This window comes from uncultured Arcticibacterium sp. (assembly GCF_964021845.1).
Taxonomy (GTDB): Bacteria; Bacteroidota; Bacteroidia; order Cytophagales; family Spirosomataceae; genus Arcticibacterium.
Genome location: NZ_CAXHZC010000003.1, coordinates 178,447 through 199,657, shown reverse-complemented (window position 1 = coordinate 199,657; position 21,211 = coordinate 178,447). Strand labels below are relative to the sequence as shown.

At 35.7% G+C, this 21,211-nt stretch carries 18 protein-coding genes; all 18 read left to right on the top strand.

Annotated elements, in window-relative coordinates; genetic code table 11:
- The 18 genes from AADJ06_RS10365 to AADJ06_RS10280 all read left to right on the top strand — a co-directional run bounded on the left by AADJ06_RS10365 (position 1) and on the right by AADJ06_RS10280 (position 21,183).
- Positions 1–1,857, top strand: a complete 1,857-nt coding sequence (locus AADJ06_RS10365; protein ID WP_341226372.1) for a glycogen synthase — start codon at positions 1–3, stop codon at positions 1,855–1,857.
- A gap of 131 nt (positions 1,858–1,988) precedes the next feature.
- Positions 1,989–2,585, top strand: a complete 597-nt coding sequence (gene plsY / locus AADJ06_RS10360; protein WP_341226371.1) for a glycerol-3-phosphate 1-O-acyltransferase PlsY — start codon at positions 1,989–1,991, stop codon at positions 2,583–2,585.
- A gap of 84 nt (positions 2,586–2,669) precedes the next feature.
- A complete protein-coding gene (locus AADJ06_RS10355) occupies positions 2,670–4,049 on the top strand; it encodes a dipeptidase (RefSeq protein WP_341226370.1) in 1,380 nt (459 codons plus the stop codon).
- Positions 4,050–4,056: 7 nt separating this feature from the next.
- Positions 4,057–4,875 (top strand): N-acetylmuramic acid 6-phosphate etherase, encoded by an 819-nt coding sequence (murQ, locus tag AADJ06_RS10350; RefSeq protein ID WP_341226369.1) that lies wholly within the window; start codon positions 4,057–4,059, stop codon positions 4,873–4,875.
- Complete coding sequence (locus AADJ06_RS10345; RefSeq protein WP_341226368.1) at positions 4,875–5,867, top strand: VWA domain-containing protein; 993 nt, start codon at positions 4,875–4,877, stop codon at positions 5,865–5,867. The genes murQ and AADJ06_RS10345 overlap by 1 nt, the downstream gene beginning before the upstream one ends.
- On the top strand, positions 5,851–7,080 hold the full coding sequence (locus tag AADJ06_RS10340; RefSeq protein WP_341226367.1) for a nucleotide sugar dehydrogenase: 1,230 nt from the start codon (positions 5,851–5,853) through the stop codon (positions 7,078–7,080). The genes AADJ06_RS10345 and AADJ06_RS10340 overlap by 17 nt, the downstream gene beginning before the upstream one ends.
- 87 nt (positions 7,081–7,167) lie before the next feature.
- A complete protein-coding gene (locus AADJ06_RS10335) occupies positions 7,168–9,486 on the top strand; it encodes an SLBB domain-containing protein (RefSeq protein ID WP_341226366.1) in 2,319 nt (772 codons plus the stop codon).
- Position 9,487: 1 nt separating this feature from the next.
- Entirely contained in the window at positions 9,488–10,537 is a 1,050-nt protein-coding gene (locus AADJ06_RS10330) for a Wzz/FepE/Etk N-terminal domain-containing protein (protein ID WP_341226365.1), read from the top strand.
- A 42-nt stretch (positions 10,538–10,579) separates the two neighbouring features.
- Positions 10,580–11,590: a UDP-N-acetylglucosamine 4,6-dehydratase (inverting) gene (gene pseB / locus AADJ06_RS10325; RefSeq protein ID WP_341226364.1), complete on the top strand. Its 1,011-nt coding sequence runs from the start codon at positions 10,580–10,582 to the stop codon at positions 11,588–11,590.
- The gene (gene pseC, locus AADJ06_RS10320; RefSeq protein WP_341226363.1) at positions 11,587–12,738 is read left to right on the top strand and encodes a UDP-4-amino-4,6-dideoxy-N-acetyl-beta-L-altrosamine transaminase; all 1,152 of its coding nucleotides are present in this window, start codon (positions 11,587–11,589) and stop codon (positions 12,736–12,738) included. Before pseB ends, pseC begins: the two co-directional genes overlap by 4 nt.
- Complete coding sequence (locus tag AADJ06_RS10315; RefSeq protein ID WP_341226362.1) at positions 12,735–13,583, top strand: aldo/keto reductase; 849 nt, start codon at positions 12,735–12,737, stop codon at positions 13,581–13,583. The genes pseC and AADJ06_RS10315 overlap by 4 nt, the downstream gene beginning before the upstream one ends.
- A gap of 3 nt (positions 13,584–13,586) precedes the next feature.
- Positions 13,587–14,357 (top strand): SDR family oxidoreductase, encoded by a 771-nt coding sequence (locus tag AADJ06_RS10310; RefSeq protein WP_341226361.1) that lies wholly within the window; start codon positions 13,587–13,589, stop codon positions 14,355–14,357.
- A gap of 2 nt (positions 14,358–14,359) precedes the next feature.
- On the top strand, positions 14,360–15,187 hold the full coding sequence (locus AADJ06_RS10305) for a hypothetical protein (RefSeq protein WP_341226360.1): 828 nt from the start codon (positions 14,360–14,362) through the stop codon (positions 15,185–15,187).
- Positions 15,177–16,607, top strand: coding sequence for a UDP-2,4-diacetamido-2,4,6-trideoxy-beta-L-altropyranose hydrolase (gene pseG, locus AADJ06_RS10300; RefSeq protein ID WP_341226359.1), 1,431 nt, complete (start codon positions 15,177–15,179; stop codon positions 16,605–16,607). The genes AADJ06_RS10305 and pseG overlap by 11 nt, the downstream gene beginning before the upstream one ends.
- A 34-nt stretch (positions 16,608–16,641) precedes the next feature.
- Positions 16,642–17,685 carry a pseudaminic acid synthase gene (gene pseI, locus AADJ06_RS10295; protein WP_341226358.1) on the top strand — a complete coding sequence of 348 codons (1,044 nt, stop codon included), beginning with the start codon at positions 16,642–16,644 and terminating at the stop codon, positions 17,683–17,685.
- 12 nt (positions 17,686–17,697) lie between these two features.
- Positions 17,698–18,906, top strand: coding sequence for a hypothetical protein (locus AADJ06_RS10290; RefSeq protein ID WP_341226357.1), 1,209 nt, complete (start codon positions 17,698–17,700; stop codon positions 18,904–18,906).
- 78 nt (positions 18,907–18,984) lie between these two features.
- Positions 18,985–19,890 carry an FkbM family methyltransferase gene (locus tag AADJ06_RS10285; RefSeq protein ID WP_341226356.1) on the top strand — a complete coding sequence of 302 codons (906 nt, stop codon included), beginning with the start codon at positions 18,985–18,987 and terminating at the stop codon, positions 19,888–19,890.
- A 6-nt stretch (positions 19,891–19,896) separates the two neighbouring features.
- Positions 19,897–21,183 (top strand): hypothetical protein, encoded by a 1,287-nt coding sequence (locus tag AADJ06_RS10280; protein WP_341226355.1) that lies wholly within the window; start codon positions 19,897–19,899, stop codon positions 21,181–21,183.
- The last annotated feature ends 28 nt before the right edge of the window (positions 21,184–21,211 follow it).

The window sequence follows — 21,211 nt, the reverse complement described above, 5'->3', positions numbered from 1 at the left end:
ATGGCAGTAAAGAAATTTGTAAAAGCATCACAAGAGACATTTAAGGTAGAGCCGAGAAAACAGTCAAAAGAAGTTCTATTTGAACTTGCATGGGAAGTTTGTAATCAAGTAGGAGGTATTTATACCGTTATCCGCTCAAAAGTACCTGCCATGGTGGAAAAGTGGGGGGATGATTATTGTCTTATTGGGCCATATTTTGACCAAACAGCGTCTATAGAATTTGAAGAATCTTCAGACGACTCCCCATTTTGTAAGGCAGCAGAGGAACTTAAGAAAAGTGGTATTACGGTGTATTATGGTCATTGGCTAGTTACAGGCAGACCAAGAATGATACTTATTGACTTTGCAAAAGCCTTAGAGGGTATTGACAATCTGAAGTTTGAGCTTTGGGAAGACCATAAAATAAGTACCATAAATGCGGAACCACTGGTTAATCAAGTTATAGCTTTTGGTCACTACATTGAACTTTACCTTACGGAGTTTGTCAATAATCACTCAAAGAAATTAAATGTTATAGCCCATTTTCATGAGTGGATGTCGGCTGTTCCAATTTTAAATCTTGCTAAAAATAAGATTGACTTAGCCACTATATTCACTACACATGCTACTATGCTCGGAAGGTATATTGCGGGTAACGTTGAAAACTTTTATGAAGATTTACCTAATTATAATTGGGAGGTAGAAGCAAGAAATTATAACATCGAAGCACAGGCAGGAATAGAGCATCATGCTGCACAAAGCTGTCATGTACTTACAACAGTTAGTGAAATTACAGCAAAGGAATGTGAGGTGTTTTTTGAAAGAAAATGTGATTTAATATTACCTAATGGACTTAATATTACGCGTTATGCTGCCACACACGAGTTCCAAAACCTGCATATTAAATTTAAACAGAAGATAAACCAGTTTGTGATGGGACATTTCTTCCAAAGCTATAGCTGGGATTTAGACAATACCTTGTATTTCTTTACTTCTGGAAGGTATGAGTTTAAAAATAAGGGTTATGACATAACGTTAGAAGCACTTAAAAGGCTAAATTTTAAGCTAGTCAAGAATAATATTGACACCACAGTGGTCATGTTTATTATTACGAGAAACCCTGTTCATTCCATCAACCCTGAGGTTCTTCAATCAAGGGCCGTAATGGAAGAAATTAAGCAAACATGCGAGTCTATTGAAGAACAAATTGGAGAGCAATTGTTCTATGCTTCTGCAGCCAATGAAGACCCAACCTTGCCAGACTTAAATACGTTTGTAGAAGATTATTGGAGACTTCGACTAAGAAGAACCATACAAACATGGAAGACACATAACCTGCCTCAAACCACAACCCATTTGCTTAAAGGTCCTGATCAAATTACCGAATTTTTTGATCATTCTAATATGAAAAATAACAAGGAGGATAGAGTGAAGTTCGTTTATCATCCTGATTTTATTTCCACCACTAATCCTTTGTTTGGTTTAGAGTATGGTCAGTTTGTTAGAGGGTGCCACTTGGGCGTTTTTCCTAGTTATTATGAGCCTTGGGGTTATACGCCATTAGAGTGCGTTATTAGAGGAATTCCAACGGTAACATCTGACTTGTCTGGTTTTGGTGATTTTATGCTCCAAATAATGAAGGATTATGAAAATGTTGGGGTTTATGTGGTAGACAGAAAGAAGAAAAATTATGATGAAGCTGCGGAGCAGTTAGCTGATCAACTTTTCAATTTTGTGACCATGAACAGGCGAGATAGAATAATGCAGCGAAATAGAGTTGAAAACTTTTCGGACATCTTCGATTGGGCTAACCTACGTTCTTATTATGATACAGCACATGATTTAGCCTTAAAGAAAAAGGGAGTAAAGTTGAAATAGGTAAATTCAATAAACACTTTTTATTTTATAATTAACTGTTGTTGAGTTGTTTGTGAATTATATGCAAAGTGGTTGTCTTAAAATGGTACAATTTATTTAGTTTTGCAATTCAAAAAATTTCACCGTATCAAATGCTTCCTGTTGCAGGTTTAATATTACTGGCTTATTTACTTGGTTCGATTCCCACAGCTGTACTCTATGGCAGATTTTTCCATAAAGTAGATGTGAGAGAGTTTGGCTCTGGAAATGCAGGTGCCACAAACTCATTAAGAGTTTTAGGCAAAAAAGCTGGTTTAGCAGTTTTAATCATTGATATGCTTAAAGGTTTTTTAGCAATTTTTATTGCCAAAAAAATTTTAGGTTCAGACGAATCAACTTTAATAATCGTTGGCTTTGCTGCAGTGATTGGCCATCTTCTTCCAATCTTCGCAGGTTTTAAAGGAGGAAAAGGCATTGCTACTTCCTTTGGTGTTATTTTGGCTCTAAACCCTTACGGTGCATTAGTTTGCCTAGTGGTTTTCGCTATAGTTCTGACTTTCAGCAAGTATGTTTCTTTGGCTTCATTAATGGGTTCTTTTTCTTTTATTCCATTTAACTTCTTTAGAAGACCAGACGAGCATTTTTTTCATGCTATGGCTCTTGCTCTTTTTTTACTTCTCTTGTTCACGCACAGAGAAAATGTAAAAAGACTTTTAGCAGGCAACGAAAACAAATATCCACCGAAGTAGTCGTTTTTTCAAATAGATAATCTCAAGTTTATTTCGAATGATTTAGTATATGTACCTTTGCCTAAATTAAAGGTAATTTAAGGTATGAAATCATTCATTGAGAAAAATAAACAACGATTTTTAGACGAGCTTTTTGATTTTCTTAGAATCCCTTCGGTAAGTGCCGATCCCAAATTTGATGGTGATATGCAGGCGGCTGCCTCTTGGATTCAAAACAAGCTTTTAGACGCTGGGATGGATCTGGCAGAAATTTGCCCAACGGAAGGTCATCCAATAGTTTTCTCTGAAAAGATTATTGATAAGAATTTACCAACTATTTTGGTGTATGGACACTATGATGTTCAGCCCGCAGATCCTTATGAACTTTGGGATTCTCCACCTTTTGAACCAGTAATTAAAAAATCAAAAGTGCATCCAGACGGAGCTATTTTCGCTCGAGGTGCCTGTGATGATAAAGGTCAAATTTACATGCATGTAAAGGCCATCGAAGGCATGCTTCAAAATAATTCTTTGACTTGTAATGTTAAAGTTATGTTTGAAGGAGAAGAGGAAGTTGGTTCTGAAAACCTTGAAACTTTTATTAAGGCGAATAAGGAGAAATTGGCAGCAGATATTATTCTGATTTCTGATACATCTATTATTGCGAATGATATTCCATCTGTAGAGACTGGCTTGAGAGGCCTTTCTTACATGGAAGTGGAGGTAACTGGACCAAATAGAGATTTACATTCTGGGGTATACGGTGGAGCAGTAGCAAATCCAGCCAATGTTTTGGCAAAAATGATAGCGTCTCTTCACGACGAAGATGGAAAAATTATGGTAGAGGGCTTCTATGATAAAGTAGTAGAATTAACTGTGGAAGAGAGAGAGGCTTTAGAGAAAGCTCCTTTTGATGAGGAAGAGTATAAGAGCGATTTGAATATTGATGATGTAGCGGGGGAGAAAGGATATACCACAAGAGAAAGGGCAGCCATTAGGCCAACCTTGGATGTAAATGGAATTTGGAGTGGTTATACGGGCGAGGGGTCTAAAACGGTATTACCGTCAAAGGCTAACGCAAAAATTTCAATGAGACTAGTACCAGACCAAGACTGGATAGAGATTTCAGAACTGTTTGATAAGCATTTTAAAGCGATAGCTCCTTCCACGGTGAAAGTCACCGTTTCAAGACACCATGGTGGGCAGCCTTATGTTACACCTACTGACTCCATAGGATATCAGGCCGCTTTTAATGCAATGCAGGAAGCCTTTGGTAAAACACCAGTGCCAACACGCGGAGGAGGAAGCATTCCAATTGTTGCTTTGTTTGAAGAGGTGCTAGGCTTGAAATCAATATTGTTTGGTTTTGGTTTAGATTCAGATGCATTGCACTCGCCAAATGAGAACTATGGTGTTTTCAACTTCTTTAAAGGGATAGAGACTATTCCATTGTTTTATAAACACTTTGCTGAACTGTCTAAATAACACACGAATGGCTGATTTATTAGAATTATCAACAGAGTCAAGTTCAAATCATGACAACTTGGAGAATAAATCTGTGAAGGAACTTCTTCAAGGAATGAACCAGGAAGATAGGTCTGTTCCTGTTGCGGTAGAAAAGGTTATACCTCAGATAGAGGCCCTTGTGACTGAGATAGTCAAAAGGATGAAGAATGGTGGTAGACTATTCTATATCGGTGCTGGAACTAGCGGTCGCCTAGGTGTAGTAGATGCTTCAGAGTGTCCTCCTACTTTTGGTGTAAGTCATGATTTGGTGGTAGGAATTATTGCTGGCGGAGATAGTGCCATCCGAAAGGCAGTAGAGTTTGCAGAAGATGATGAAGAACAAGCTTGGAAGGATTTGGAGGCTTACGGTATAAATTCAAATGATACTGTAATTGGAATAGCAGCCAGTGGAAGAACACCGTATGTAATAGGAGGACTTAAAAAATCTAATGAGTCTGGTGTTTTAACAGGTTGTATCGTTTGTAATGCGGGAAGTGGTGTTGCCGCTGCCGCAAATTATCCAGTTGAGGTAATTGTTGGGCCTGAGTTTATAACAGGAAGTACTAGGCTAAAATCAGGAACAGCTCAAAAACTCGTTCTAAATATGATTTCTACAGCAGTAATGATTCAGCTAGGAAAAGTCAAAGGAAATAAAATGGTAGACATGCAGCTATCTAATGATAAATTAGTGGAGCGAGGTACCAGAATGGTTATGAATGAATTAGCTATTGATTTCGAATTGGCTCAAAACCTTCTCCTGAAACATGGAAGTGTTAGAAAAGCCGTGGAAGCTTATAAAATGTAATGATGGCAGAATGGTTTTCCTTTTACTGGTTTTCTCCAGCTACGCTTAGAGGATTTATATGGGCAAACCCTATGTACCTCTATTTAATCTTAGGAATTCCCTTATTATTTATTTTAAGATGGTTTTTTGGAGGGAATACAGGTCAAAAGCTAAACCTGACGGTCAAAAAAGAGAGCATATCAAATAGTTGGTTAAAAAATCTAAGGTTTGTAGTACCTGCTATTTTTGGCCTAGCCACTGCCTTACTGTTACTTGCTCTAGCCCGACCACAGCGGAGCCTAGATTCGGATGAAACATTAGCTGAAGGAATTAATATCATAATAGCTTTAGATGTTTCGGAGTCCATGAGAACCGCGGACTTGGTGCCAAATAGACTAAGTGCTGCAAAACTAGTAGCCCTACAGTTTTTGGACAAAAGAGCGAATGATAAAATTGGGTTGGTGGTATTTGCTGGCGAATCTCTTTCTATTTGTCCGCTAACTTCAGACTATGATGTTTTAGCAGATTATTTAGATAAGGTATCATGGGATATGATAAATGCATCTGGTACGGCCATTGGTAATGCCATCGCAACTTCTATAAATAGGCTTAGGGATGCTTCTGGAGAAAGCAAGGCTATAATTCTTTTAAGTGATGGAGACAATACTGCGGGAAACCTGTCTCCGGAATCGGCTTCAGATTTAGCAAAATCATTTGGTATAAGAATTTATACCATTGCAGTAGGAACTAACATAGGAGTAGAAGCTACAAACGCCCAAATCTTAAATAAGATTGCCACTAACACTGATGCAATGTTTTATTCAGCAGTGTCTAGAGAATCATTGTTGGGTGTTTTTGAAAATATAGACGGCTTAGAAAAAACTAGATTCGCAGAAACGCTTGTTAAAGATGTAAGAGACTATTACTATATATATTTGAACTGGTCTTTGCTTGCATTTATTTTGTTCTTCTTACTTCGAAACACCTTTCTGAATAATGCATTGGAAGATTGATTCTGGTTTACAAATTGTAGTTGTAGGTCTAGGTTACGTAGGCCTACCAACAGCCATTTCTTTTTCAAATAAATACAGGACTATTGGTGTAGATGTAAATCGAAAACGGGTGGATGAATTGAATCAAGGTATTGATTCAAAAAACATTGTTAAGCAACCGTTTTTAAAAGAAAAAACCTCGTTAGTATTTCAAAATCATCTTCCAGTAAATAAACAGCGGACAGCTTTCATAGTAACGGTGCCAACTCCTGTAAATAGCGAGAAAGAACCCGACCTATCCTTTTTGGAGGCTGCAACATCTGCTATAAGTTTAGTTTTAAGAAAAGGAGATTTAGTAATTTATGAATCAACGACTTATCCTGGCTGTACGGAAGAATTTTGTATACCTATAATTGAGTCTATTTCTGGGCTAAGGTTAAATGAAGATTTTGGGATTGGTTATTCTCCAGAGAGGTACAGCCCAGGCGAAACAAAAAGTATTGAGTCTATTGTGAGAGTTACGTCTGGTTCAAGTCCAGAAATAGCTAAAATGGTTGATGAATTATATCGTTCCATTCTGGAGGTAGAGACCCATTTGGCTCCCTCGATAAAAGTAGCGGAAGCGGCAAAGCTTGTTGAGAACTGCCAAAGAGACGTAAATATCTCTTTTGTTAATGAGTTAGCTCTTATTTTTGACAAAATGGGCATTGAGACGAATGATGTTCTCATTGCTGCAAAAACCAAATGGAACTTTTTAGACTTTAAGCCAGGATTAGTAGGAGGTCACTGCATTAGTGTTGACCCTTATTATATGATTTACAAGGCTAGAGCTTTAGATTATGATCCAAAAGTAATTGGTGCTGGTAGGTTGGTAAATGAAGAAATGGGTAAGTTTGCAGCACATAAAGCCATGAAGATAATTACGGCTCAAGGCTTAAATCTAATTGGTTTACGGATTCTTGTTTTAGGATTTGCTTATAAAGAAAACTGTTCTGACTTTAGAAATACTAAAGTGCTTGATTTAGTCAATGAGCTTAAAGATTTTGGTGCTGTCGTTAGCGTTTATGATCCTTTAGTCGATAGAGATTCTGTAGTAAAGGAGATGGGAATTGAAGTATCAGAAAAACCAGAATTTAAGAAAAATGAAGTAGTTATTTTAGCAGTGAATCATATAGAGTTTGGAAATCTGAACTTTGGGGACGCTTTGTTATTGAAAATTAGACCTTTCGCTTAAAGTTCCGAATAATAAGAAATGAGTTTCAAAATGTGCAATAGAGATTAAAATTCCTTTTCTTTGTTCAAAAATCCAAAAGAACCCTCAATGGCAAAACGAAATTACGTTTATTTTTTGCTCTTCTTCTTTTTTACTCTATCGCTTGAAACGTTTTCCCAAAGTCCTGTATCTCAGAGTCCTGTCGATGTTGATAAGGTTACAGATGCTCAGGTAGAGCAGTTTATTAAGGAAATGGAGCAGCGGGGAATGTCTGATGCGGAAATTGAAGCTGCTGCTTTATTAAACGGCTACACTCCCGACGATGTTGCCAAACTTAGGGAGAAAATCAACAGAATTAAGACGGGAACAAATAACCTCTCTAACGAAACGGACAATAAAACTACACGTGAGCAAATAGGAGAGTTAGCAGAAAGGACTCCCATACAAGTTGATCAAAAAACAGAGATTGCTCAGAAGAAGGAAGTTTTTGGGAGGGAGATATTTAATAATAAGAACCTTTCTTTTGAACCGAATTTAAGGCTTCCTACCCCAAAGGATTATGTTTTAGGTACGGATGATCAGCTGAAAATAGATATAACTGGATATGCCTACCAGCATTATGATGTGACGGTTTCTCCTGAAGGAACAGTTAAGCTGGAAAGTCTTTCTCCAATATATGTGAATGGATTGACTGTTGCGGCAGCAAAGGTTAAAATAACCGATCGATTAAAGCTACTCTTTGGTGGCTTAAGAAATGGGAAACTAAATGCAGATGTAACCTTAGGAAATGTAAGAAGCATTAAGGTCACAGTTGTTGGTGAGGTCGCGAATCCAGGGACATATACCATTTCCGCTTTTGCATCCGTTTTTAACGCACTTTACCTAGCTGGTGGCCCCGGAGAAAAAGGGTCTTTTAGAAACATAAAACTCCTTAGGGAAAATAAAGAGAAAGCTCAGATAGATTTATATCCTTTTCTTACAAAAGGAGAGTTTGTTGGAAATGAAAGACTCTTAGATCAAGATGTAATTTTTGTACCAATGGCAGAATCCAAAGTGGAGCTGGAGGGTAAAGTAAAGAGAGAGGGTATTTATGAGTTAAAAGTAAATGAGACCCTAGAGGATGCATTATTTTATGCAGGAGGGCCTTCAGATCAAGCATACCTAGAGAGTATTAAGATCACCAGAAATACTAAAAAAGAGAAAAAACTTTTGACAGTAGATGGTGATAATTTAGGAATGTATGCTCTTCAAAATGGAGATTTAGTTCATATAGGAGCCATTCTTGATAGGTATGAAAATAGGGTAGAGGTTTCTGGAGCTGTTTTTAGACCAGGAGAGTACTCATTAAGTGAGTCTTTAACTACTGTTAAGGACTTGTTAGAGGCTTCAGAGGGTTTAAGGGAAGATGCTTTTTTGGAGCGGGTTTTAATAGTTAGAGAGCGAGAAAACTTAGACCCTGAAATTATTTCGATTAATTTAAAAGAAATATTGAATGGCTCTAAAAGCGATTTAGATTTAAAGAAGAATGACCAAGTAATTGTTAAGTCAATCACGGAGCTTAGAGAGCTTAGAAGGGTAGAAATTAAAGGTTCTGTTAATCAGCCAGGTGAGTTTGATTTTGCTGAAGGCATGTCAGTAGAGGATTTGATTTTACTTTCTGGAGGTTTTAAAGAGGGTGCTTCAGAAAAGAGGATAGAAATTGCAAAAAGATTATATAATGATGAAAGCTCAAATGAAACGGTCGAGGTAGTTATAATTAATAGTGAAGACCTTTTTGCTAAGGATGGGAAGACGCTTTTAAGTCCTTTTGACAAGGTTTTTGTCAGAGATCTTCCTAATTACGAGGAGCAAAAGTTGGTGAGTATCACAGGTGAAGTGAATTATCCAGGCTTGTATACAATTTTAAAAAGAGAGGAAAGAATTTCAGATTTGATTGAAAGGGCAGGCGGTTTAAGAATGGAAGCGTATTCGGAAGGTGCCCGTTTTTATAGAGAAGGAAAGCTCGTTGCTCTAGATCTTAAAAGAGCATTAAGTAACAGTAAGGAGTTAGGGAATTTGATTTTGTCAAAAGGGGATAGTTTAATTATTCCGAAAGTACAGGAAGTAGTTAAGTTAAGTGGGCAGGTTTTAAATCCTACAATTATAGCCTATCAGCCAGATTTAAAGTTTCAGGATTATATTTCGCAAGCGGGAGGAGTAACAGACTCTGCCTACGTAAGGAAAGCATATGTACGTTATGCAAACGGCTTGACGGACAGAACGAGGTCGTTTATGGGGATAAAAAAATATCCGGAAATTCAACGTGGCATGGAGGTGATAATACCAACAAGAAATAAGTACAGGTGGACTCCTGCCGAGAGAATTGCGGTTAGTTCTGCTTTTGTTTCTATCGCTACTATTTTAGTGACAGTAATAAGAATATTATAGTATGTCTAATTTAATGGAGGAAGATGTTTTTACGGTAGATCTCAAGGCTTTTCTCAAGGTTATTTGGAAGGAGAAGTTATTGATATTTGGTATAATTCTAGTGTTTGCGATATTAGGGATATGGTTTGCTTTTAGCTTGAAAAAAGAATATGTTTCTGAGGGAAAAATATTGCCAGAAATATCATCTGGAGGCGGTGGCTCTTTAGGCGGCTTGGCTGATTTGGTTGGCATAGGGGGTTTTGAGCTTGGGATGAAAAATAATACGGACGCTATCAGGCCAGACTTATATCCGGACGTTATCAAAACAGCTCCATTTTTTTTAGGCCTATTAGAACAGACTTTTATAACGCAAAACAGTGATAGTATACGCTTTAATGAATACTGTGATTTATATATAATTGAAAGCTCCGAAGAAAGTACACAAGAAGCCTTTAAGGGTAGACCAGAAGGGGTGATTGTGTTAGACCAGTTAACTGAGAGTAAGATTAAGGAGCTCAGAGAAAGAGTTGTTGGAAGTATTGATAAAAAAAGTGGAGTGATATCTATTTCAGCAAAAATGCCAGATCCTGTAATTGCTGCTGAGATAGCCCATTATGCTATGAATTACTTGACTGGTTATGTTAGTACTTATAGAACTGAAAAGCTAAGGTCAGAGGTTGATTTTTTAGAGAATAAGGTAGCATCGGCTAAAGGAACCTTTTATAAAGATCAGTCAAAAAAAGCGGTTTATGAAGATCAGTTCTCTGCTGCCACAATGAGATTGAAGTCAGCGGATGTCCAGAGAGAGAGGATTGAGTCGGAGTATAAGATGTCAACTAGCATTTATAACGAGCTTTTAAAAAAATACGAAGAGTCTAAGTTAAAATTAAAACAGGAAACTCCGATATTTCAAATTCTGGAACCACCAATGGCTCCTAATTTGGCAAGTGAACCTAAGAAAGGATTCATTTTAGGTGTTTTTATCCTAATTGGATTTCTGGTTTCTTTGGTAGCAACGTTATTTGTAAAGAAAAACCATAGGAAAGTTTTTCTTACTTCACATATTAAGTAAGAACCATAAGTTCTATAATAAAATAAACACTCAAGAAGGCTAATGTTAAGCGAAAAATCTATTTTAATTACGGGAGGTACTGGCTCACTTGGAAAGGCCTTAACTAAAGAGATCCTTTCAAAACCAAATGGGGTTAAGCGATTGGTGATATACTCTAGAGATGAGCAAAAGCAATTTCAGATGGCTCAAGAGTTTCCTCATAATTTATATCCTCAAATACGTTTTTTTATTGGTGATGTTAGGGATTTTGACCGATTGAAAAGAGCTATGCGGGGTGTTGATTATGTAATTCATGCGGCAGCCATGAAACATGTACCCATTGCAGAGTATAATCCCATGGAATGTGTCAAAACTAATATCCTTGGAGCCGAAAATGTCATAAATGCTTGCCTAGAAACAGATGTTGAAAGAGTGGTAGCACTGTCTACAGATAAGGCATGTGCTCCAATAAATTTATATGGTGCAACCAAACTTGCTTCTGATAAGCTATTTGTTGCTGCAAATAATATTAGGGGTTGGAATCCAATTAAATTCTCCGTGGTCAGATATGGAAACGTTATGGGGTCTAATGGTTCTGTCATTCCATTTTTCTTAGATAAAAGAAAAGAAGGTGTTTTGCCAATTACCGATACAAATATGACTCGTTTCAATATTCCAATTCAAGGTGGAGTAGATATGGTGATGCATGCCTTGGAAAATGCTTGGGGAGGAGAGATATTTATCCCCAAAATTCCATCTTATAAGATTCTTGACTTAGCCGAAGCGATAGGTCCAAAATGCGAAAAAAAGGTAGTAGGAATTCGACCAGGAGAGAAAGTGCATGAAGAAATGATTTCTGAATCTGACTCCTTCTTAACCTATGATTTAGGAAAGTACTATACAATTCTTCCTGCAACACATAATTGGTCAATAGATGAGTTTATTGAAAAGCATAATGCCGTAAAGGTGAAAGAAGGCTTTAAGTATAATTCGGGAACCAATGATGAATGGGAAACCATAGAAGGTCTTAGAGATTTAATTAAAGTACATATTGACGATACTTTTGAAGTATGAGAGCGATAAGTTATGGTAGGCAAGATATAAGCCCCGAAGACATTCAAGTGGTTATTGAGGCACTTGGTGACGACTTTTTGACCCAGGGCCCTCGTATTTTACAGTTTGAAGAGAAATTCGCAGACTATGTAGAGGCTAAGTATGCAGTGGCTGTTTCTAACGGAACTGCCGCCTTACATTTGGCTGCAATGGCATTAAACGTTAGTGCTAGTAGTAATGTAATTACTTCTCCAATAACTTTTGTGGCCTCAGCTAACTGCATAAAGTACTGTGGTGGGAAAATTACATTTGCAGATATAGACCCAAAGACATTTACCTTAGATATAGAAGCTGTAAGAAAACTTTTAGAGGAATCTCCAAAAGGTACTTATGATGGTATTATTCCTGTAGACTTTGCTGGATATGCATGTAATCTTGAAGAGTTCAAAGCTTTAGCTGAAGAATACGGTCTTTGGATTATTGAGGATGCATGCCATGCTCCTGGAGGCTATTTTATAGATTCTAAGAAGAAAAAACAAAAGTGTGGCAATGGTGCTTTTGCCGATCTTGCCATATTCTCTTTTCATCCTGTAAAGCATATTGCCGCAGGTGAGGGAGGCATGATAACCACAAATGATAAGGCTCTTTACGAACGCCTATTATCATTACGGACTCATGGCATTACCAAAGAACCTTCTAAGTTAATTGAAAACCATGGCTTGTGGTATCATGAGATGCATGAGCTAGGTTATAACTATAGACTAACAGATTTTCAGGCAGCCTTAGCCACATCACAACTTAGAAGAGCAGATGAAGGATTAAAAAGGAGGCATGAAATTGCTCAGAGATACGAGTCGGCCTTTAAAGGAACTGCTGTTAAAACAGCTGAGGTAGCTTCTGATGTTTATCATGCCTATCATTTATACTTAGTGGAGTTAAATAATAGAAAAAAGGTTTATGATGAATTAAGAAAACATAAAATTTTCACTCAGGTTCATTATATTCCAGTGCATACACAACCTTTTTACAGAAACCTGGAATCTAAAAGGTTAGTTTTTCCAGTAGCAGAAACGTACTACGCAAAGACTTTAAGTCTTCCAATGTTTCCAAGCTTAACAGATGAAGAGCAAGACTTTGTTATTACCAAAATTTTAGAAGTAGCTGAATGATTTCAAAACTGGCAATTGGTACAGTTCAATTTGGAATGAACTATGGGATTAACAATAAAAAAGGTAAGCCCAGTTTGTCAGCAGTAAGTGAAATTTTGGAATATGCAAAATCTCAGGGAATAGATACTTTAGATACGGCAGCATTATACGGTTCCAGTGAAAAGGCTTTAGGTCAATGTGACTTGGATGGGTTTAATATAGTTTCAAAATTACAACCTTGTAAAGAAGGTGATTTCGATAAAAACCTGGATAGCACTCTAAAAAACCTTAACCGAGAGGAAATTTATGCATACCTATTTCATCACTTTTCTACTTACTTAGAAGATGACCTCCTAATGGAGCGAATGATGGAGGCAAAGAGAGAGAAGCGAATAAAGAAATTAGGGTTTTCTCTGTATAATCCAGCGGAGTTGGAGTTGCTTTTAGAAAAGGAAATTAAATTTGACATAGTTCAAGTTCCATTTAGTGTTTTTGATCAACGTTTTGATGCTCAACTGGTAAAATTAAATTCAGAGGGGGTTGAGGTTCATGTAAGGTCAGTCTTTCTACAAGGTCTATTTTTTATGGATGTGAAAGAAATACCCAATTATTTTCAATCGATTATTCCTAAATTGGAGAGTTTAAACGAGTATGATTTAAAGAAAACTTCCATTTGTTTAAATTTTGTTTTGTTAAACCCAAATATTGATAAAGTTGTAGTTGGAATTGACAACTTGGATCAGTTGAAAAATAATATTAGTACGCTGTCTGATAGTAGTTTGGTAAATGAAATGTATGAAGAACTTAAGGGCTATAGGGTAGACGATGAAATGATTATTAATCCAAGTAACTGGAAAATCAAATAATAGATGCAAGACCTATTTTCATTACAAGATAAAGTTGTTTTAATAACCGGTGGCTACGGTTATTTGGGTACAGCCATTACAAAAGGTCTTCTTAAATGTGGTGCGACTGTGGTAGTGTTGGCAAGGAATAAGGAGAAATTTGAAGAAACTTTTAGCAACCAGAATGTTTCATTTCAATATTTAGACATTGACAGTTCTAAAAGTATAAAAGAGGCATATCAGGCAGTATTTGATAATCATGGAAAAATAGACGCTCTTATTAATAATGCGTTTCATGTGAAAGGAAATAAGCCAGAGTCTTTGTCAGATGATGAGTGGAACGAAAGTATAGATGGGAGTTTAAATAGTATTTATAGGTGTATTAGGGAAGTACTGCCTTTTATGAAAAAGAACAAAGGCGGAAGAATAATTAATGTGTCTTCTATGTACGGAATGGTGGCACCAGATTTCTCGGTTTATACAGATTTTCCACAGTTTTTAAATCCACCGCATTACGGAGCAGCCAAGGCAGGAGTAGTTCAGCTAACTAAGTATTTTGCAAGCTTTTTGGGTACAGATAATATTTTGGTGAACGCAGTTTCTCCTGGACCATTCCCCAGTGAAGCAGTTCAAAAGAATGTCGGCTTTATAGAAGCCTTAAGTAGTAAAAACCCTTTGGGAAGAATAGGTAAGCCAGAAGAGTTACAGGGTATATTTGCCTTTTTATGTTCTAATAGCTCATCTTTTATAACTGGTCAAAATATTGCCGTTGATGGCGGCTGGACTTCAATTTAAAAATGAGAACGGGAATTGTCATACAAGCAAGGTTAAACTCGAAAAGATTATCAGGAAAGGTTCTTTTGCCAATCACTGAGGAAATCACAGTTATTGAGGAAATCTTAGATATTGCTAGTAGTGTTAAAAACTGCGATAAAGTAATTCTTGCAACTACAGATAAACAGACAGATGATAGGCTAGTAGAATTTGTTACTTCTAGAACCAATTTTGAAGTATATAGAGGAAGTGAAGATAATGTGCTGAAAAGGTTTTGTGATGTAGCTGAGAAATTTGATTTTGATAACATAGTTAGATTAACAGGTGACAATCCCTGTATAGACGCCAGCATAGTTGAAAAGGCTTTGAATGAACATCTTTTGAAGGGTTCATCTTATACACATACAGTTGGATACCCGATTGGTATGAACGTTGAGGTGATTTCAAGAGCGGCCTTGTTAGAATCTTTAGACCATGCTGAAGCTATGGATAAGGAGCATGTAACTTTTTATGCCAGAAACCATAAAGAAAAATTTGCTCATAATATTATGAGGGCAAATTTCCCCAAAGAAGTGGCTAATTTAAGGCTTACATTAGATTCTAAAGAAGATTATTTGATGTTGAGAATTCTCTTCGACTACCTTAAATCAAATGAAGAACACTTTTCTTTTCAAGATATTTTTGACCTATGGCAAAGGAAACCATACATTTTTACTTTGAATCAAGAAGTGTATCAAAAAAGAGTGTTTAAGAACCTGAGTGAAGAATTAAATGAGGCCGCCGAAATCTTAGATTTACAAGAAATGTTTAATGCGGCAGATATCTTAAAATCTTATCAGCATGAAAGGTAAACCTAGGATATTTTTTAGGGCTGATGGTAACTCAAAAATAGGTTTAGGGCATGTTTTTCGGAGCCTAGCCTTGGCAGAGGTACTGAATGATACTTTTGAATGCCATTTTATAATAATTAAACCATCCAAGGAGCTTAAGGATAGGGTATTACAGGTATGTGATTTTCTAATAGAATTAAGTGATTCTACGTCTCTTATTTTAGAGACTAAGAACTTAGTGTCTTTTATTAAAGAGCAAGAGATTATTATTATTGATGGATACCAGTTTGATGTTCAATACCAGAAGACCTTTAAAGAAAATAATATTAAAGTAATTTGCATTGATGATTTAGCGGAATCTCATTTTGTGGCAGACGCAGTAATAAATCATTCTGGTGGTTTTACTAAAGCCGACTATAGTGTTGAAAAATATACGAAGCTATATTTGGGTCCGCAATACGCTTTATTGAGAAAACCATTTCGGGCAAAAAATTTAATCGAAAAGGAGAATAATCTTTTTATTTGTTTAGGTGGTGCAGATCCTGAAAACAAAACCATTGAGATTCTTTATAAACTGGAAAGTTGTAAGGAGTCAGCTAAATGCTTTCTGGTTATAGGTTCTGCATATATTTATAAAAAAGAATTAAGTGTCTTTTTGGAAAGAACCTCATTGGTCATTGATGTTTTAAATGACTTGTCTGCTGATGAAATGCATCATTATATGAGTATGTGTGCTAGGGCTATAACGCCTCCAAGTACGGTATCTTACGAATATCTAACTACAGGAGGCTTATTATTCCTAAAACAGATAGCGGATAATCAGAAAAACATCCAAAGCTATCTTTTGAAAAATAAACTAGCCTTAAGTTTTGATGATGATTTTAAAAAAAGTAGCAGTCTTAAAGTAGACGGAAACCTTTTTTTAAGAGAAAAAGCTAACCCTTTTGATGGAAGACAAACCCAGCGATTGAGAGATATCTTTTATGATTTAATGGTTTCAGTAAAAGTTGCACAGCTTTCTGATTGTAAAATGTATTTTGAGTGGATTAATGATGAAGATACACGTCAACAATCATTTAGTTCTGAAAAAATTGATTATCAAACGCATAAAAATTGGTTTAATAAAAGGATTCAAAGCGAAGACTCTGTCTTATGTATTATGTGCTTAGGTAATGAAGAAATAGGGCAGGTTCGTTTTGAGAAAAATGAAGCATCTGCAGTTTTAAGCTATTCTGTAGATAAAAAATTTAGAAGAAAGGGTTTGGGTTTCTGGGTGTTAGAAAAGGGCTTAGCTTTCTTTAGAAAAAGAAACCCAGACATCGAAATTATTGGCTATGTTAAAATGGATAACTTGGCCTCGGTAAAGCTTTTTAGAAGGCTTAAGTTTAAAGAAAATGTTTCAAACGAGTATAAAAACTCATATCAATATATTTACTCTTAAATTTGCTTTTAAGTAAATAGAAAAATTATTTAGAATGGCGTCTTTTAAAATTGGAAATAGGGAGCTTGGTAAAAATAGTAAACCATTTATTATTGCTGAGATGTCTGGCAATCATAATGGTGATATAAAAAGAGCTTTGGAGTTGGTTAAAGCGGCTGCAGATGCCGGTGCAGATGCCTTAAAACTCCAAACCTATACAGCCGATACTATTACCATGAATCATAGCGGAGGTTTGTTTGACATCACTGACTCAGGTTCACTTTGGTACGGAAAAAACCTTTATGAATTATACCAAGAGGCCTATACCCCATGGGAGTGGCACAAAGAAATTTTTGATTATGCCAAATCATTAGGCATGGAGGCGTTTTCTTCTCCGTTTGATGAAACAGCCGTCGATTTTTTGGAAGACTTAGATGTGCCTGCCTATAAAATAGCTTCGTTTGAAAGTAATCATTTTCCTCTTTTAAAGAAAGTAGCACAAACGGGTAAACCTATTTTAATATCATCGGGGGCTAGCAAGTTAAATGAACTATACGAGGCTATTAAGCATCTTAAGGAAAATGGAGCTCAAGATATTATCATTTTTAAGTGTACTTCTAATTATCCAGCTACGCCTGAGAATACCAACTTAAATACTATTCCTGTTTTTCAGTCTATTTTTGAAGACTGTATTATAGGCCTGTCAGATCATACCATGGGTATTGGTGCCTCTGTAGGGGCGGTAGCTTTAGGAGCCAGGGTAATAGAAAAGCATTTTACTCTACGCCGTGCAGACGGAGGAGTGGATAGTGCATTTTCTTTAGAACCAGAAGAACTGAAAAGCTTAGTAGTGGAAACGGAAAGAGTTTTCTTGGCTTTAGGTCACACGCAGCTGGATACACAGAAAAGTGAAGAAAAAAGCCGACAGTTTAAAAGATCTATTTACGTAGTGAACGATATTAAGAAAGGCGATAAATTTACTCCAGAAAACATAAGAGTCATTAGGCCAGGAGATGGTTTAAGTCCTAAATTTTACGAAGAAGTTTTAGGTAAAGCTGCAGAGAAAGATTTTACAAAGGGTACCCCTTTTGTTTATTAAAACCCTATTAATTTGTTATCTCTGAACCGAATTCTAAAAAATAAGAAATACTTAGAGCATGGTAAAACCATTGTTTTTAGATACTTTTTGTATGGAATAGGAATAATAGAAGGACTTGCATTACCATATTTTTTAGTTGATGCACCAAATCTATATTCAGATATAGAGTATTATAAAAATGCAATATTACTGTTTCCTAATGTCTTGTTAGGTTCTTATAATGGATATACTTATGTGAAGTATAATTATGGGATCGATTATTTTCCTGCTCTTTTAAAAATAGGTCTTGTATCCAGTGTAATAGTTGCAGCTGTTTTAGGGTTTTCAGTTAACTTACCTTTTTTAATTTTTCCTTTAATATTTATTAATCTTTTCACAGTTATTGAGCAAAGGTTAAGGGTTGAGAAAAAGTTTAATTTGGCGTTTGCGTTTAAACCAGTTTTGGCTTTTTTTAGTATGGTTTTAGCATTCATCTATTTTAAATTTGATGTAAATGTTACCTTCGATAAGTTTATTTTTTTTACGTTTCTTATTTCTTTCGTTCTTTGGTTTTTATTGTCATCTAGGTTCATAAACTATTCTGGGATATCTTTGAAGATAAGTCGTAAGGACTTAATTAAGTATTATGTTCTAGTTAAGAAAATTTTCACTTCTCTTCTTGCAACAATTGTCGTTGGTTTGTTGATTTTTTTTGAACGTTATTTGGTTGGGAAGTATTACAGTGTTGAATTACCCACTTACACCTTTGGCTTTAAACTTTCACAGATAATTGTTGTTCTAATTAGCTCCTTTAGTTATCTATCGAATATTTTTTTTGGCGAAAAGATTAATCTTCTCAACAGAAATAGTTTACTAAAGCAATTGAAGGTTTCCTTACTATCCTATAGTGTTCTCTTGATTGCTTTTAGTTTGTTTTTAGTAATTATAACCCCATTGTATCCACAGTTCAATGATATATTGTTTGTCACCCTTTCAATAGCAGCTTTTAAAGGCTTCTTTTTCTTAACTGGTATTTTTAGCCCAATCGCTGTCTATAAGGATTTTAATAATAAACTATTAATTGCTATTACTATAATTTCCATTATCAATGTTTCTATTGCCCTTTTTATAGCAATTAACCAGTTTTCAATTTATCTTCTTTTCTTTGTGGATGGGATATGTATTTCTTTGTACTCCTTGTTTATTTTAAATATTGTTTTTAGAAAAGTAAAATACTCATAACTAATGATGCCGACTCCTTTGAAAGTGTCCTCTGTAGACCTTAAAAATCTTGCAAGTTATCTTGTACAGAGAGCTAAAATGAAAGCACTTATTGCTTTTGGAGATAAAGTGCCTAAAGTAAAGACCACGGAAATACTTGGGACTTCTATAGAGCTTAATATCACAGATATTGAACAGCGATATTTGTATGAGGACTGTAATAGAGAGCCCGAAAATATTTTCGTTTATAGAGCCTTGGCCAGAATGGGTTTATGTAAAACATTTTTGGATGTAGGGGCAAATTATGGTCATGAGGCCATATTATTAGTGAACGACTATTCTTCTATTGTTTTAGTTGAGCCTAACCCAAGGGCTGTGGAGACTTTAAATGAAATTTTTCAAAACAATAAGAATGTTAAAATTTTAAATGTAGCTATTGTTTCTCAAGACTCACCTAGAGAACTTGAACTCAAGGTGCCTTTGGATAGCTCAGGACTTGCCTCTTTTGAAGAGTCTCCGTTAATGCGTGATAAAGTGGAAACTTTTATGTGCAAAGGACAAACATTAGAAGAGTGTATTGGTTTGGAAGAGCTTTCGCATACCTATATTAAAATTGATATAGAAGGAGGTGAGTTTAAAATATTACAAGATGCCGCTGATGACATAATGAAGTCAGGAGCAATTGTGGGTTTTGAAGCACTTTCTAGAAACTATGCAAAAAAATGCTCTTCTCTATTAGAAGGGTATACATTTTATTATGGTAAGTTTGATTTCCTCGCTGATCATGGTTCTTTAATGACTCCGAGTAGAATCTTCAAAACTCTTTTTGGTTGGAAACGCTCTATTTCGGTTTATAAGGTTACTAATGGAGACTTTTCCAATACACCAGACAATTTTAGCCAAGTATATTGCGTGCCAAATAACAAAGTTGAAGCTTTTGAAATGGCTGTTAGAAAAATGGCTTCAGAAGTTAAGGAGATTGATCTTATTAGCAATAATTATTAAGACTGAATGGAAGATATTAGCCAACTGTTTAGAAATGAGAACAAAGGTAAAAAGGTTTTATTATTTGCTAGAGAGCCTACAGGTTACGGAAATCTTTTCAGAGAATATGGAGATAAAGTAATTAAAAACCACCTTAAAGTTGACTCGTATGAAATCCTTTCAGACTATCCTTTAAAAACAGACTTTTATATTGATTTAAACAAATATACTAAGACTGATTTTACAGCAGAGGATTATGTTTTTTTTGAGTCAGTTCTTGATTTTGAGGCTATTATAAAGAATGATAGATTTTTTAGAATACATATACCTTATCTCGAGGCTTTAAACTACATATTAAACTGTTCTAAGTTTCTCCTAGAGTTCTTTCGGGCTAATAAGTATGATATACTGGTAACTAATATGCCAGATTGCTATGTTGTGGATTTATTAACGCAGATAGCCAGGCATTTTGGTGTTTCAGTGGTTTCTTTTTGCGGTAGTTCTTTTGGAAAAGCTCATTGCAGAATTACTGAACGTGGCGAGGTGAATAATGTGAGGGATATTTCAACGGAAGAGATAGATGACTTTATCGCTGGAATACAATCAAAATCAGTACAACCATACGTTTCTTCAAAAAAGCAGGTCTATCAAAAAGTGGCCAAATACTACTTTACCTATAAGTTGAAGTACTTGTGGCACTATCTTATTCAGTTCAAACTGTTGAACAACAAGAATTATAGATACCTGATGACTGTGGTTGATACCTACCCAAGAAATTTATTAGATATTATTGGGGTTTCTAGTTTATTTACAAAGAACGTAGAATCTTTTAAGGAGCTTGATAATAAAAAAATAGTGTACATTCCACTCCACTATCATCCAGAGTCCACTACGGAATATTGGGTTCCTAGAGAAAACTACTTGTCATATTATCCATCCTTGTTTAAGACCATTAGCAATTATTCTAAAAGAGGTTATACTGTTTTAGTTAAAGAGCATACAGCATCTTATTTAAGAAGAGAAAGGAAAGTGTATAAGGATATTTTGGCTTTCAAAAACACTTATTTAATAAGTCCTTTTGTGTCTACATTTGAAATGTTTGATATTGCAGAATATATTGTAGTTTGGACAGGAACTACTGGTGTAGAGGCGATTATGGCGGATAAAAAGGTGGTTTTGGCAGAGTCAGAAGTTTATTACAGTAGAGGGCTTTTACCTTTTGTAGGGGATGAAGCAAAGGCTAGAAGTTTAACTAGAAAAGAAAAGGAAGAGGTTGCAAGGGTTTGCTTAGAAAGCATCGTGACAATTAAGTAAAGCCGTGATTAATTAATAGAATTACAGA